This is a genomic window from Vibrio sp. OPT18 (genome assembly GCF_015163615.1).
Taxonomy (GTDB): domain Bacteria; phylum Pseudomonadota; class Gammaproteobacteria; order Enterobacterales; family Vibrionaceae; genus Vibrio; species Vibrio coralliirubri.
Map to the genome: position 1 here is coordinate 83,831 of NZ_JADDYK010000100.1, position 13,134 is coordinate 96,964.

The window sequence follows — 13,134 nt, forward strand, 5'->3', positions numbered from 1 at the left end:
TATCACCTTGTAAGGGGGCGTCATGCCACGTGTTCGTACACTAGAGATTGTGGCGGAAGGTGTTCAGCGAAATGGCAAGCCTGTGGGCGAAGAAGTGCTTCGCTCTGTGGTGCGCAATTTCAATAAGGATGCTCGGCCCCCTGTCACTTTAGGTCATCCCGAAAAAGGGGATGACAAAGTCGCAGCCCTTGGTCGCATTGCTAACTTACGTGTAGAGAACAACGCCAAGGGCAAACCAGCCCTTTTTGGTGAGCAAATCTACACACCAGAGCTTGAGGGGTTAGAGGATGCGGGCAAGTTTGAAGGGCAAAGCGCTGGTATCTACCCACATCCTGGTAAACCAGGAGAGTTTTATCTTCATCACGTTGCGCAGCTCGGTCAATTGCCGCCTGCAGCAGACATTGAAACTCATAATTTAATCCAACTTAGCGATGATGGAACAAGCGATGAACCACTACTGCTTGCTGCCAGCATTATCCCTGAGAACAAACAAGCGAGTGAAAACGACATCATGAAATTTGAAGATCTAATGAAAGCGATTAAAAGCTTCTCGGAAGAAGAAAAAACACAACTCGGTGAAGCGCTTGGCTTTAAAGCGGAAGAAGAAGCCGACCCAACAAAAAAAGAACCTGAAACCAAACCGCCGACAAAGCCAGATGGTGATGGCAAAGGTGGCGATGATTTTGAAAACCCTCAAGTCAAACTGATGCAAGAAACGATGGCAGGCGATCGTCGCGACCAACTGACTGAGCTGGCGGATTCATCCAATCTGAGTGAAGGAATGAAAACCGTCATTACTTCAATGATCAAAAACGCTTCCGCTATCGAGCTGTGTAACTCAGGCGAAGGCTCACGCTTTAATGAAATTAAAACCCTCATCAAAGCGCAACCAGCTAAGCCTTCTTTTAATCCATTTGAAGAGATCAATCTTTCCGACGACAAAGGCGGCGAGAAAGAGACCTTCCGATCTGATGAATGGTAAGCGAGTACGACTATGGAATTTTCAACCAAGCAAACAATTACCAATAAAAATGTGGTTGCTGCAGGTAACAACAACCGTATCCACCAAATTCATGCAGGCTCGGTAACGGGGCTTGATATTGGTCATGTTGTGCTAGTGACAGCAGCAGGTATTCAAGGTCGTTGGGATGGCACAACCACGCCATCCACGCCGCACCGCCTTGCCATTATCACAGCAAAACAGATGACGGGTGATTCGTCGGTCTCTGCGCTAGTGAAAGGTAACTACGTGCGCCAGCATGCGGTTCTTGACGATGACTCAGCACTACCAGCCGCTGCACAGTTCACTCTGACACTGAGTGACTTATGGGATGAGGGTGAATGGTAATGGATAAACAAACGCAAGAAATCGCCTTTTGTGCGCAATACAACAAGCTGATGCTCGCTATGACTCAACTGGGTGGTCATTCTCGCTTCTTGTTTATGAGTGCGAACTGCGCTGAAAAAATCAATGCCGTGATTGAAGAAGCGAAAGTTTTACATGCTCTGTCTGCATCGCAACCGCAGTTACAAGAGGGTGTGGATGTTAATGAAGTGCTCGCTCAGTTGAAGCTTGAGCAGTCAAGTGGTGGCGTTTCAATTGATATCTCAAGTAAGCCAAAAGAAAACAATCAAGTGCCTCTAGCTGACTCTGCTCTGGAGAACAAACCGGGGTTTGCTCAAGAAGCCTTAGAGCTTGGTTTTAGCATTAACGATATTGGCCAGACTCTTGCCTCGCTTTTAACCGAAGGCTTAGTTCTGTACCACAACCCACATGAGCAGCGTGAAGTGATGCGCAGCTCAGATGAGACGGTCATCAGTGCTGAAAATGGCGAGTTCGTTATCAAAGGCGAAGGTCAATCGACTCTGTCGCTCACACTCTACAAAGATGAATGGCATGCAGGCGTTAAGTCAGAGATGGAAGTGACATTAACCCTGACTGATTCCGATGATCTGACTGACCAATTAAATGATGATCTGAAATCCGATTTTGGTTTTGTGCGTCCAAGTGATGATTTTGATATCGAGCTTGAACTGGGAACCTCAGCCTTTATCGGCCAGGTGCTGGATTTGCCGATATCGTTCAAAGCCACAAGCGAAGAGACCGACGTTGAGTTTGAAAGCTCTGACGAAGGGGTATTCCAAGTCGATGTGAAGACGGGAGCCATTCTTCCTGTTGCGGCTGGTGATGCAATGTTAGTTGCCCACGAAGGCGAGTTAACCGACCAAGTCATGGTTAGTATCAAGTAATTTAAAGCGCCTTTAAATCCCCTTAAAGGCGCATTGTAAAAAGTGCATAAAGAGAATTTTAATCATGGATATTATCGATCTATTTCGTAGCTACACAAAGATGGATGTTTGGGGTGAATACCTAAACAAATATCGCAAGCTAAAACCTGTGAATATGCCAGTGCGTAACGCAGTCTTTGGCCCGGCTATTTTCTGGCATGATGTGACGCTTCCATTTTCTGAAATCAAAGACACGCTAACGAACGTGCCTGTTGTTCGCCGTGGCAGCGCGTCACTGGCTCTGATGGACGAAGGAGCAGAAGCAAATGGCATTGAACCGCAAGGTTTTGTGATGTCGCAGCACGTGACCGCCGCTCGTCTAAACAACCTGAAGTCGCAAGGCTTGAAAATGCCGAAGCAATACTTCGATTTGCAAAACGATAAGATGCTCAAGCGCATCGATAAAGGTATCGAAGCGATGTGTTGCCAAGCGCTATCGGGCCGAGTGGAATACCCATTAAAACTTGAGAATGGTCAGTTTGATACATTCTCGATTAACTATGGCACGCCTGCTGTCTACCAAGCAGCGGCTGGCAACATCAACCTAGCCGATCCAAACACCAAACTGTCCGACGTATTTAAGATGCTTCAAGCCATGGAGCAGAATATCGAAGACAATGGTTATGGCGGCAGCTCGCTTACGTATGCTGGTCGTGTCGCGTTCTCACACATCATGGATAAGGCGACCAGTAATAATACGCGCAATATCCAAGTGACCATCAATGAGAATGAAATCACTATCGGTGGCTATAAGGTTGTGCGTCTGTCAGGTAAGTACGACACGATTGTTGGTGGTCGTCAGGCCAAAGTCGATAAGATGCCAGAAGATGCGTTGTGTATGGTTGACTTGGAAGCAGGCCATAGCTTCTACTACCTTGCGATTGACGATCTCGATGCAGGTCTGAAAGCGCTGCCGTTCTTCTCTAAGACGGTGAAGGTGGAAGACCCAAGTGGCGCAACCATCATCGGTTACTCGAAGCCTGTTCCGGTGGTTGTCGTTGGCGCTATCTGTTGGTGTAACGATGCAGTTGCAGCGGTGGCGTAATGACACTCGACGAGCTTAAAACGCTGGTCACTCCAGAGGGCGTGAAAAACGCCCTTGATGATCAGATATTTGATTCGCTCGCATTTGGTGACGGCGAGAACGTCACCAGTTCTTGTAAGAGCGCCGCGATTTGGTGTTATAGCTACCTTGCAAAAACAGGCAATCTCACCAAAGCCTTCTCTCAATCCGATAAAGAAGTCATCAGTGCCGCGATGGTTCAAATGGCAATTTATCATCTCAATGCCCATCACTTTTTTAGTATTGATGATCCCAAAGATATGGCGCAGGCATTGATTGACTCAATCCTTGGTATTTCACAAAGCAGCAATGGCACATCTGTATACGTTGGAGCAGCAGTAGCAAAAGATGAAAAATCTAACATTGTTTACAAACCTAGTGGCAGACCTACCCGCTGGAATCATCGATAACTTTTATCCGCAGCCAAGTGAAATCGGCGCTGATTCTTGCAACGTTACGAACTACTACTTCGGCGCAATCCGAGCGATGCTGCTTGATGAGCAAATCAGCTCAGATGTCGATATGCGCCACACCTACGCCTCACAAATCCCGTTTATCATCGAAGGCTCACAAGCTGATATCGCAAACGCTAAAGCGATATTGGCTGACTTTGATATGGAAGACTTGATCCTTCGTATGCTAACTGCCTCTGAGTTTGGTTTTCGCCCGGTGCAAATCAAATGGCAACAAGACAGCAACAGCATCATCCCCATTGAATCCGAAGCCAAACGCCCGGAAAGCTTTTACATGCTGCGTGATGGCCAGCTTGCGTATCGCGATAGTCTTTATGGCGCATTGCAACCTGTACCGATGGGGCAATTCATTCCCGTTCTTAGAGAAGCGTCTAGCGATAAACCTTACGGGCAATCGATTCTTGAATCGCTGTGGGCTATCTGGCAAACCAAATGGGTGAACTGGGCAAACATCGAACGCCTTGGCGAGAAGTACGCGATCCCAAACGTGGTGGCCATTACTGAAAGCACCAACGATGCAAACGAACTTCAAAAGATAGCTAATGCCCTTGCACCATTGGCAAACGGTGATGTGGCAGCGGTTAGTGGGGTGAAAGAAATTAAAACCTTATCAGCCACTGGCAAGATCGAAGAGCTGCTTCAATCGATAGAGTACATCGATAACAAAATCACCTATCGCTTAACTGGGCAAACACTATCAACGGGTAATCAGAAATACGGCTCTCACTCGATGGGTGAGGTTCACCAGATGAACGCACTCTTCTATGCCAAAGCAGATGCGAAGATGGTTTATAAGGCGTTGAACCAAACCCTGCTTAAATGGATTTTTATGGCGAACAACAAACAGGGCCACGTTCGCATGAAGGTTGATGAAGAGAAGTTTAAAACCATCTTGCAAAACATTCGCACGGGTTCAACGGAATCCAGCATATCTGGCGTACCTAAAATCGAATTATCCAATCCCGGAGAGGCGAAGCATTTATGGCTACTTTAGAAACGATAGCAAGCGCTGAAAAACTCAACTTAGACAAAATGGAGCGCCTCGAAAATGAGGCGCTTTCTTTTACCGCTAGCAAACTCTCACAAGCGGTGAAACACGCAGTAGAAAGCGGCAGCGAGAGTATTGGGGATTACCTTGATGTGTATGCTGAGACCTACACGGCATCGATGCTGGTGAGCTGGATGCTTGGACAAGTCCATATCCAAAAGCAAATCGAAGAAAGCATAGAACTTGCCAATGCGCCGATATTACTTGCTGTTGACCCGGTGCCGTTTCAAGAGGCGATTGACGCGCTGTCATCGATGATACCGACCGACGGTGATACCTATAGACAAACTGAAGCGTCAATGAAGCTACGCGCTTTTACAATTGCGAACGTCTCCAGTGTAGAGGCAGTCAACCGTGTTAAAAAGCTGTATGAAGATGCGCTCAGTGAAGGTCAGAGCCGTCCTGAAGTGCTGCGCAATATCGATGCCTACCTTGAATCAACAGGCATTTCAGAAGCCAATCCGTACTGGCTAGAGCTGCATTATCGCAACAATATGATGACCGCCTATAATACAGGTCGCTGGACGCAGATAGCGGACAATGATTTGGTGGAGATGCTAGTCTATAACTCAGTGATGGATAACGGCACGACCAAACTCTGCAAAGAGTTAAACGATGTGGCCAAACCTAAAAGCGATCCATTTTGGGAGGAGTTCTATCCACCGAATCACCACAAATGTCGTGGTACGGTATCGGTATTAACTCGCGCTCAATTTGATAAGTTACCCGATAACAAAAAAAGAGAATGGGCAAAAATTACGACCGCCTCAATCCATGATGATGAGACGTTTGCGAAAGAGCATCAATTTAGAAGCTCGCCACTGGTATCGATGAAGACCTTGCCTCCGTCACTGATGAAGAACGCGCAAGAGTATGGGCTGGTTGAAAAGATCTTAAAATACTCACACGCACAAAGCCAATCGCTTATCAAAGAGCAAATGACCAATCTGGCTAAAACCAAAGTGACCACCAGTGTCTTAAATCGCTCGATTAAAAAAAATGATGCTTTAAACCCGTTTAAAGAGGATTTAAACGATTTAGAACTCGGTACTGCAGATGAAGTGTGGTTTGGTTTTGATGAGTGGCCAGAGGGTGAATTTATGCCAGCACTGCAGTATGTGTTTAATCTCGATGATAAGCACAAGGCGGTCATGATGGTTATGGCGTTTGGTGGCGAACCAGCTTACAGTGTTCAATATTACAAAGCTTCAGATCTGATAAAACTTCAAGCAGACTTTATTCATATTCATTAGGTAAGTATTTATGATCATTAACTACGAATCCGCCGTTAACGCAATTAAAGAAGACATTGCTGAATGTACTAGTAGCCCTTCTTATGAAGGATATGAGCCATTAAGAAACGTGGTGAACGGCATGTGTCGCGCACTGTCTATCTTAGAAAATCTTGAAATAAAATCTAGTTACTCGAAAGCATTAGCAGGTCTCGATAAGAATGACCTGCAAAACATAAAGAGCTGCGTAGAGGTAAAGATTCGAGAGATCGAAAAAGAAGATGAAGTAACTCTATATTGCCTTTCTATAGATGGGCTTGCCCTTTACTACTCAAGATCCAGTGCAGCTAGGAAAGGATGTTTAAGATTGTTAGATGAACTCGTTGATGACTATCAAGAATTAAGGCTGGTCATTAAGCCGAAAACAATCCCGTTAAGTGAGTTGTCTTCTTATGATGTCGTTGAGTGACCATAATTAAGCGCACAATTCACATGTCTACACCAATTCAAAAGCCAGCATCACGCTGGCTTTTTAGTAATGCTAGCAGCTTTTTGGGTGACGTCTTATTACTGTGATGACACCGCAGATTTAATGCTAATAGTTATCCAGTCTTATTTGAAGTGAGTGAAATTCGCGATGATGGCGACTATATATTTCTTGAACGTTATTCCGTCATTGGATTTACAATTGATGCTGAAAATCAAGTTAAACCAATGACCACAATGGATGTATTTCAAGAACCAGATTTTCAAGACTTCTTTGGTTTTCTAGATAGGGAAACAACAATAGTAACTACAATAGATGGAAACTCTCCGTCTTACACAGTGAGAGAACAGTTGGAGAAACGCTGCTCAACTCTTGGAACTAAAATTGATACAACTGCACTTCAAATGGCTTTAGCTTCAAAGAAATAGCTTTTGTTCAGGCTTTGATTTTTTTCAAAGCCTTTTTCTATCTAGCGGCCTCTATCAGTATGCGGCATGCCACTTTGTAACGCAGTGGTGTCTGGCGAGTATAAGTATCTAAATTAACCTGAGCTAGTTCAGCTCGCTTTTCTAGCGACATCTTAGAAGTAAAACCTAGAAGCTGCTGCGCTTGCTTGTATTTCATAAATATCTTATCAAGTTGGGTTCAATGCACACTAGCTCTGACAGGGAATGACAAGCCACTCTTATTTTTTCTGAATGATAAAAACCAGCTCACCATCACTGTTACGCATATTGTTTAAAACAAGGACTGGATAGCTTTGGCCTCGAATGTAATGGTTCGTGTCAATGACAAACACCAACCCAAGGTTTTAACCATGTTTTTCGGTATTCAAGAAAATAAGAAGCCACTGATTAAGGCGATTTTAAATTGCATTCAAACAACTAATCCTCGATGTGAGGATGTGATATCCAATCCTTGTATTGTTCAACATGGTGTTAGTTCTGTTCATGCTGACTTAGTCGTTGAACAGCTACAACACTTCGACCTTGTTGAAATTGTAGATAAGCGCTTGTTCTTGACTTTTGATGGCGGTGACTTACTTCATAAGCTGCCATAACTTGCTCTCTATATCTGCAAACCAACTTACCAATAACTGTATGTGCATACAGTTATAATGTGATAAGCTCTCTTCGTGTTTTGATGCCTTGAGTACCTGAGACCCAACACGGTTGGAGAGGAAGCATTGAAACGCCACCAGTCTCTTTATTTAGGCTGGTGGCTGCTTTGTATTCAAGGCTCTTTTTAACGAGGAGATACGAATGCACGAACACACACTTCACAACAACCAAATCACTCTCGCAAATGCAGATTGCTTGCACTATCTAAAAACTCTTGACGACAATTCTGTTGATCTGATTTTAACTGACCCACCATATTTTCGCGTCAAAGCCAATTCATGGGATAACCAATGGCTAGATGTTGAAAGCTTCCTTGCATGGCTTGACGAGGTGCTGGTGGAGTTCTGGCGCGCACTAAAGCCAAACGGTAGTCTTTACCTGTTCTGTGGTTCAACACTAGGCGCTGATACTGAAATACTCATGCGCTCACGATTTGAAGTGTTTAACCATATTATATGGGCGAAGCCAAGCGGCCCTTGGCGACGTATGCACAAGCCGGACTTGCGCAAGTTCTTCCCGTCAACTGAACGCATTCTGTTTGCTGGTCATTACAATGCAGAGGGCTTTGCAAAAGGCAGTGCTGGTTACACCTCAAAATGTAAGGCCCTAAAGCAAGATGTCTTTAAACCATTAATGGACTACTTTATTAATGCGCGTAAAGAACTGGGTATTACCGCAAAAGAGATCAACGAAGCAACCAGCTCAAAGATGTGCTCGCACTGGTTTAGTCCTAATCAATGGGCACTACCGAACGAGCAGCAATACAATAAACTGCAGAAGCTATTTAAAGCCAAAGCTGGCCAACTATCAAAAAGCCATAAAGAATTGAGTGAGCAGTACCAAAGCTTACAGCAAACCTATGGTTCTCTGGTAAAAGAATACGATGATCTAAAAGCTCAATATGAAAACTTGCGCCGACCATTTGGTGTGACAGCCGACGTGCCTTATACCGACGTATGGCATTTTGCGCCAGTGCAATATTACCCGGGCAAACATCCTTGTGAGAAACCTGCCGCAATGCTTGAGCATATCATCACGACAAGCAGTCGTGAGGGCGATGTGGTTCTGGATGCGTTTATGGGTAGTGGCTCAACGGGTAAGGCGTGTGTCGCTTTAAGGCGTAAATTTATCGGTATCGAGTTTGAAGAGGAAACCTACGATAAAACTCGAAAAGAAATTGACGAAGTTGTTAAGCGATTGAATGAGAGTGAATAAGACAAAGGCCCGTTAAGGGTCTTTAACGTAAGTTTAAAGCGGCTTTAATTTGCAAGGTAGTCAGAGCTATTAAGTATGTCGCTCATCACGTCTCGAAGCTGCTGCTCAAGCTCTGGAGTTGCATTGCGAAGCGCATCGACCAGCGATGTTGATAATGCTTCTGCCTGCTCCTGCGATGCGCCTGTTAGCTCAATACTAATTTGCGGTGAGTAGGTGAATTGCACCGTCGTTCCACTTGGAGTTGCGGCGGTTGTTGGTGCTGGTGGCGTTCCTGTCACCAGTTCTTCTACCGCTTTGACTTCTGGCGTTGTACCGAACCATTCATCCCACACATCCATAATACCGGCTTTTTTAGGTAGGAGGGTTTGGTCAATTCCAAGTCGTCCAGTTTCACTGCTAGTCATACCAAAGAATGACGCTCGATCATCTCGCTCATTCGCTCTACCAATCTTAACTGGCGAAAAATCAGGAATAAGAGATACACCATAAGCAGTAACGCCAGCTTTCGCCAGCATCTTAGCTATACGGCTTAATTTTGGCTTTCGACCACTTTTGTTTGGGTCAGTTTTGTTAATGTCGTCTTGATCACGTAGAGGGTTCTCGACGATATCCGTAACCCCACCGGGAAGGCGGTTTTTAAGAAGCTTCCAAACAGCACCACCACCTAGCGCTCCGGCAATGGCTATTTCAGCGATAACACCGGCATATCCTGCTGCTGGGTTCTCGATAACAAAATCAGTAAATGACTGACTAAGTTCAGACACCTTCTCTGCGAGATGATCTTGCGAACCAATCATCTTTGCCATCGATGCATCGAGAGTTGATTGTGAAGCCATTAAAGCATGCTCACCTTTTTCAAACGCAGTTTGAACACTATCGGCAACCTTGTATAAGTCATACTCTTTGTTTAGATATTTCTCAGGATTGTTCGACGCGTCCGCCATTGCAAAGATGGCTTTATTGCCAACGTCTTCACTGAGTATTGTGCCGCCAGCAGCTTGCAGGATATTTTTAACGATGCCTTGATCGCTTTCCATGACAGGTATTAGCGACTGCATAAAGTTAGCATAAGCTTCACCTTGTCCTTCACCACTGCTCACAGATTGACGCATTTTATGAGCTGATTCGAAAACGTTATTGCGCACGTTCTCATCTTCAATCAGTCCAATTGCTCCTGCTTTATCATTATGGCCAACTAACTTTCTAAACTCATCGATATCGCTAAATCGCTCCTGAAAAGAGCCTTTTAACGAATCACCCAGTTTGTCATAGTTCCACACACCAGCTTTACGTCCAGCCATTAATATTGCGGAATATTGATCGAGTGATAACTTATCGCCTATCACCGGAGAGTATTCAGCAAAGGTATCGAATATATCTCCGTTAGCATCACCAGCTTGCGTCCTGATATCCATGATCCGGTTATGTGCTTCTTGGATGCTAACACCAAAGCTTTTGGCCGCATTGGCTACACCTCGTGCGATTTCCTGTGGATCGTAATTATCGTACAGCTCTCTAACAGATAAGATGGACTTAGTTAACTCTTGTGATTCTTCGTCGCTCAGACCTTGCTGTGTAGCAATGGCTTGAGCAGTAAATATCTCACCACTGGTTGATCCATAACGTCTGACTAAATCAGTTCGAAACTTTTGCTGTTCCTCCGAGTTCACTTCTGAAATATCCGTGCCTGTTCTGGCTGCATACATCAGGCTATGTTTTTGCATATCGTTCCCACGATAGGCCAATATGCCTGCAGCCGTTACCGCGCCAGCAATAAGTCCCATTTTCTCACCAAAGTTCTCCATCTTTGAGCGAGCATCGCCGAGTTTGTTGACGGTTTGAGTTTGCTCTTTTAGCGCCTGAGTGGTCTTGTCGATCTTTGTTTTTAACTGTGTCTCTTCGCTAGACAAATTATTTAGATCAACGCCAGTCTCTGATAGCGAACGCTTTAGGCGGCGTAGTTCTCGCTCGTACTCATTCGTTGAGATTTTTACTTCCTTGTTATTCTTCTCTAATCGGCGTAACTCCTGTTGATGCGACTTTAATTGAGTCGTATCGCCGGATTCTTTTTTTAGTCCCTTAATAGCAACTTTATGTTTCTCAATAGCCTCAGAATTTTTTATCTGCTGGCCTTCAAGTTCCTCTAACGCTTTTTGAGCCTTTTGAAATTTGCCAATATCACCAGTAGTCTTTTGAAGATTTTTCACCTCAGATTCAAGCTTCTTGGCCTCCTTTTGAATCGCGACCGATTTATTGTTGAACTCATCCTGAATCCCAACAAGAAGCTCTAGTGCAAATCCGCTATTTTTTTTGCTTATTGACATTGTTGTATCTCTCAAGTATGTAAGAAAACTCAGCCCAGTCCATGGCCATTAATTCTGATACGGACAATAGCCCGTTACGCCTATTCGTTAGCGCTTCAAACGCTCTATCAAATAGAGCTTGCTCCATTCGTATCAGGTTCAGTTCTTTCCCATCAAGTATGATGCATTGACATAATCCCCCACATCCATCATATCGATGATGGTATCCACCGGTAGCGTTACAGGCTCATCTTTAAGTCTTGCAGATTTGATAGTGATAACGTCTTTGTTTTTGGTTTTATCCTTTGTTTTGATAGGTTCTTCCCGCTCCAGAACTAAAGTGCCGAACTCACATATCTCCGAGAGTAAATGAGCACGAACGGCATCCATGAACTCGCCGTCATATTGATCTATTGACCATTTCACAGCCTGAATGCGATCACCGACTTTTGCTCGTCGAACACGAATCAAACAGTCATAAGTTTTACTGTTAAATTTGATGGGGGTTTTCAGTGGGCAGATGTCATGTTTCAGAATGCATTGGGCAATGATCGCATCATCGGAGGCGTCAATTTCAACTGGTAGTTGTTCTTCAATTTTATCTTGGTCTTTCATTGTTTTTACCCGTTTAAAAAGTTGTTTAAAGCGTACTTTTAAACAAGGGAAAAATGGTCATTCGCCGCGCATGCGAGCGCGATATAGATACACTTCCAAGCATCAAAAATGGAGTGACCAATGCTGCCAAAAATACTGAGAAGTGATGCGCGAATCCGAGCGCTAGATGACTTAACAACCGAAGAGTTGAATGCGCTTAGAGAAGCGATTAAAAGCCTCGATGTTATGGATGTAGATCATGTCCACGAGTCATTTCTTCCTTGGTTAGCGTGGTGGTTCAGAGCGGAGCAATGGGATGACAAGTGGTCTATTAAGCAAAAAAGAGCATCCGTTAAAGATGCGTTAGTGCTATTTCGTTTTAAAGGAACGACATGGGCTGTTGAGAGAGCGCTTAACTTAAGCAGCTTAGAATCTGAGATCATCCTTTGGCATGAAAAAACTCCTGTTGCTCAAAACGGCACTTTTACTGTTTCATTGCCAGTCAACAAAATAAGTCACTTGATTGATAAGCCACTGCAAAACACGATTGCAAGTGCTATCGAGCGCAATAAACGAGGTAGCCAACACTGGGATGTTCGATTTGAAGTTAATGATGAAGTGTCAATTTATTTAGGCGCTTATAAAACTGCAATACATTCGATCACTATTGGGCCCAAACCGCCACAGTCCAACGTTAATGGCTGCGTAAAAGTAGCGCCTTATGTCACTGTTTATGAAGATATAGAGATACCAGCAAAATGAATAAATCCATGCGTTCTTCTTTCGACTCAGAGCAATATGCCGTACTTACTGATATTGGTAAGCAAAAACTTAATGCGTTAGCGACTGGTCAAGCACTTTCAATTACTCAACTAGCTTTAGGGGATGGCAACGGTGACGTTGTTATACCTAGCATTGATGGGACATCTCTTGTTAATGAAATCGGCCGAGAGCCAATCACAGAGCGCGGCTCAGGCTACCTTGCAGCCGGAATTATTATGTCATCCGAAATGGCAGCAAAATACAAAGGAAAGTGGCTACGCGAAGTGGGGTTATTTGATGACGACGGCGATTTAATCGTGTGGGCACGCATGGCAGAAACATTAGTGTCATTGTTTGCTATGCGAAAAATCATGGTTCATGTCCCGGTTGAGAACCAAGACACTGTCACCATTATCGTGGACACGACTAAACAATTTGTCACGGTGAGTGATTTTGAATCATTTAAAGAGAACATTCAGTCGCTATTAAGCCCAATGGACTACTCCGCGTATGCAGAATCTCTAGGCAATACCAACAATGATATATA

The 13,134-nt window shown here is 44.4% G+C and carries 16 protein-coding genes; 13 read left to right on the forward strand and 3 right to left on the reverse strand.

Features of this window, described 5'->3' with window-relative positions; all coding sequences use genetic code 11:
• Positions 1-22: 22 nt before the first annotated feature.
• The 9 genes from IQQ51_RS24585 to IQQ51_RS24625 all read left to right on the forward strand — a co-directional run bounded on the left by IQQ51_RS24585 (position 23) and on the right by IQQ51_RS24625 (position 7,020).
• Positions 23-982 carry a hypothetical protein gene (locus tag IQQ51_RS24585; protein ID WP_193842380.1) on the forward strand — a complete coding sequence of 320 codons (960 nt, stop codon included), beginning with the start codon at positions 23-25 and terminating at the stop codon, positions 980-982.
• Positions 983-994: 12 nt separating this feature from the next.
• Positions 995-1,348 (forward strand): hypothetical protein, encoded by a 354-nt coding sequence (locus tag IQQ51_RS24590; protein ID WP_193842381.1) that lies wholly within the window; start codon positions 995-997, stop codon positions 1,346-1,348.
• The gene (locus tag IQQ51_RS24595) at positions 1,348-2,250 is read left to right on the forward strand and encodes a hypothetical protein (RefSeq protein ID WP_193842382.1); all 903 of its coding nucleotides are present in this window, start codon (positions 1,348-1,350) and stop codon (positions 2,248-2,250) included. The genes IQQ51_RS24590 and IQQ51_RS24595 overlap by 1 nt, the downstream gene beginning before the upstream one ends.
• A gap of 64 nt (positions 2,251-2,314) precedes the next feature.
• On the forward strand, positions 2,315-3,334 hold the full coding sequence (locus IQQ51_RS24600; RefSeq protein ID WP_193842383.1) for a major capsid protein: 1,020 nt from the start codon (positions 2,315-2,317) through the stop codon (positions 3,332-3,334).
• Positions 3,334-3,762 carry a hypothetical protein gene (locus IQQ51_RS24605; protein WP_193842384.1) on the forward strand — a complete coding sequence of 143 codons (429 nt, stop codon included), beginning with the start codon at positions 3,334-3,336 and terminating at the stop codon, positions 3,760-3,762. The genes IQQ51_RS24600 and IQQ51_RS24605 overlap by 1 nt, the downstream gene beginning before the upstream one ends.
• Complete coding sequence (locus IQQ51_RS24610; protein ID WP_193842385.1) at positions 3,701-4,819, forward strand: phage portal protein family protein; 1,119 nt, start codon at positions 3,701-3,703, stop codon at positions 4,817-4,819. Before IQQ51_RS24605 ends, IQQ51_RS24610 begins: the two co-directional genes overlap by 62 nt.
• On the forward strand, positions 4,807-6,126 hold the full coding sequence (locus tag IQQ51_RS24615) for a phage minor head protein (protein WP_193842386.1): 1,320 nt from the start codon (positions 4,807-4,809) through the stop codon (positions 6,124-6,126). Before IQQ51_RS24610 ends, IQQ51_RS24615 begins: the two co-directional genes overlap by 13 nt.
• Before the next feature lie 10 nt (positions 6,127-6,136).
• Positions 6,137-6,574, forward strand: a complete 438-nt coding sequence (locus IQQ51_RS24620) for a hypothetical protein (protein ID WP_193842387.1) — start codon at positions 6,137-6,139, stop codon at positions 6,572-6,574.
• A 152-nt stretch (positions 6,575-6,726) separates the two neighbouring features.
• Positions 6,727-7,020, forward strand: a complete 294-nt coding sequence (locus tag IQQ51_RS24625; RefSeq protein WP_193842388.1) for a hypothetical protein — start codon at positions 6,727-6,729, stop codon at positions 7,018-7,020.
• 37 nt (positions 7,021-7,057) lie between these two features.
• Here IQQ51_RS24625 and IQQ51_RS24630 read toward each other — a convergent pair whose 3' ends face one another.
• On the reverse strand, positions 7,058-7,216 hold the full coding sequence (locus IQQ51_RS24630) for a hypothetical protein (RefSeq protein ID WP_193842389.1): 159 nt from the start codon (positions 7,214-7,216) through the stop codon (positions 7,058-7,060).
• A 193-nt stretch (positions 7,217-7,409) separates the two neighbouring features.
• Here IQQ51_RS24630 and IQQ51_RS24635 point away from each other — a divergent pair, with 193 nt between their 5' ends.
• Both IQQ51_RS24635 and IQQ51_RS24640 read left to right on the forward strand, forming a co-directional pair.
• Entirely contained in the window at positions 7,410-7,652 is a 243-nt protein-coding gene (locus IQQ51_RS24635) for a hypothetical protein (RefSeq protein WP_193842390.1), read from the forward strand.
• A gap of 202 nt (positions 7,653-7,854) precedes the next feature.
• Positions 7,855-8,928 (forward strand): site-specific DNA-methyltransferase, encoded by a 1,074-nt coding sequence (locus IQQ51_RS24640; RefSeq protein WP_193842391.1) that lies wholly within the window; start codon positions 7,855-7,857, stop codon positions 8,926-8,928.
• Positions 8,929-8,972: 44 nt separating this feature from the next.
• On the opposite strand, the gene IQQ51_RS24645 is transcribed toward IQQ51_RS24640, so the two are convergent.
• Together IQQ51_RS24645 and IQQ51_RS24650 are read right to left on the reverse strand one after the other, a co-directional pair.
• On the reverse strand, positions 8,973-11,267 hold the full coding sequence (locus IQQ51_RS24645; protein ID WP_193842392.1) for a phage tail tape measure protein: 2,295 nt from the start codon (positions 11,265-11,267) through the stop codon (positions 8,973-8,975).
• 123 nt (positions 11,268-11,390) lie between these two features.
• A complete protein-coding gene (locus IQQ51_RS24650) occupies positions 11,391-11,846 on the reverse strand; it encodes a hypothetical protein (RefSeq protein ID WP_193842393.1) in 456 nt (151 codons plus the stop codon).
• Positions 11,847-11,966: 120 nt separating this feature from the next.
• Between IQQ51_RS24650 and IQQ51_RS24655 the strand changes: the two genes are divergently transcribed.
• Entirely contained in the window at positions 11,967-12,587 is a 621-nt protein-coding gene (locus IQQ51_RS24655; RefSeq protein ID WP_193842394.1) for a phage tail protein I, read from the forward strand.
• Positions 12,584-13,134: phage tail protein (locus tag IQQ51_RS24660; RefSeq protein WP_228013222.1), on the forward strand; the 551-nt coding region annotated here is incomplete at its 3' end. The genes IQQ51_RS24655 and IQQ51_RS24660, both read left to right, overlap by 4 nt.

What these genes read in the sequence shown, in the direction of transcription:
- IQQ51_RS24585 (WP_193842380.1), top strand. Translation starts at nt 23, where the DNA reads ATGCCACGTGTTCGTACACTAGAGATTGTGGCGGAAGGTGTTCAGCGA.
- IQQ51_RS24590 (WP_193842381.1), top strand. Translation starts at nt 995, where the DNA reads ATGGAATTTTCAACCAAGCAAACAATTACCAATAAAAATGTGGTTGCT.
- IQQ51_RS24595 (WP_193842382.1), top strand. Translation starts at nt 1,348, where the DNA reads ATGGATAAACAAACGCAAGAAATCGCCTTTTGTGCGCAATACAACAAG.
- IQQ51_RS24600 (WP_193842383.1), top strand. Translation starts at nt 2,315, where the DNA reads ATGGATATTATCGATCTATTTCGTAGCTACACAAAGATGGATGTTTGG.
- IQQ51_RS24605 (WP_193842384.1), top strand. Translation starts at nt 3,334, where the DNA reads ATGACACTCGACGAGCTTAAAACGCTGGTCACTCCAGAGGGCGTGAAA.
- IQQ51_RS24610 (WP_193842385.1), top strand. Translation starts at nt 3,701, where the DNA reads ATGAAAAATCTAACATTGTTTACAAACCTAGTGGCAGACCTACCCGCT.
- IQQ51_RS24615 (WP_193842386.1), top strand. Translation starts at nt 4,807, where the DNA reads ATGGCTACTTTAGAAACGATAGCAAGCGCTGAAAAACTCAACTTAGAC.
- IQQ51_RS24620 (WP_193842387.1), top strand. Translation starts at nt 6,137, where the DNA reads ATGATCATTAACTACGAATCCGCCGTTAACGCAATTAAAGAAGACATT.
- IQQ51_RS24630 (WP_193842389.1), bottom strand. Translation starts at nt 7,216, where the DNA reads ATGAAATACAAGCAAGCGCAGCAGCTTCTAGGTTTTACTTCTAAGATG.
- IQQ51_RS24635 (WP_193842390.1), top strand. Translation starts at nt 7,410, where the DNA reads ATGTTTTTCGGTATTCAAGAAAATAAGAAGCCACTGATTAAGGCGATT.
- IQQ51_RS24640 (WP_193842391.1), top strand. Translation starts at nt 7,855, where the DNA reads ATGCACGAACACACACTTCACAACAACCAAATCACTCTCGCAAATGCA.
- IQQ51_RS24650 (WP_193842393.1), bottom strand. Translation starts at nt 11,846, where the DNA reads ATGAAAGACCAAGATAAAATTGAAGAACAACTACCAGTTGAAATTGAC.
- IQQ51_RS24655 (WP_193842394.1), top strand. Translation starts at nt 11,967, where the DNA reads ATGCTGCCAAAAATACTGAGAAGTGATGCGCGAATCCGAGCGCTAGAT.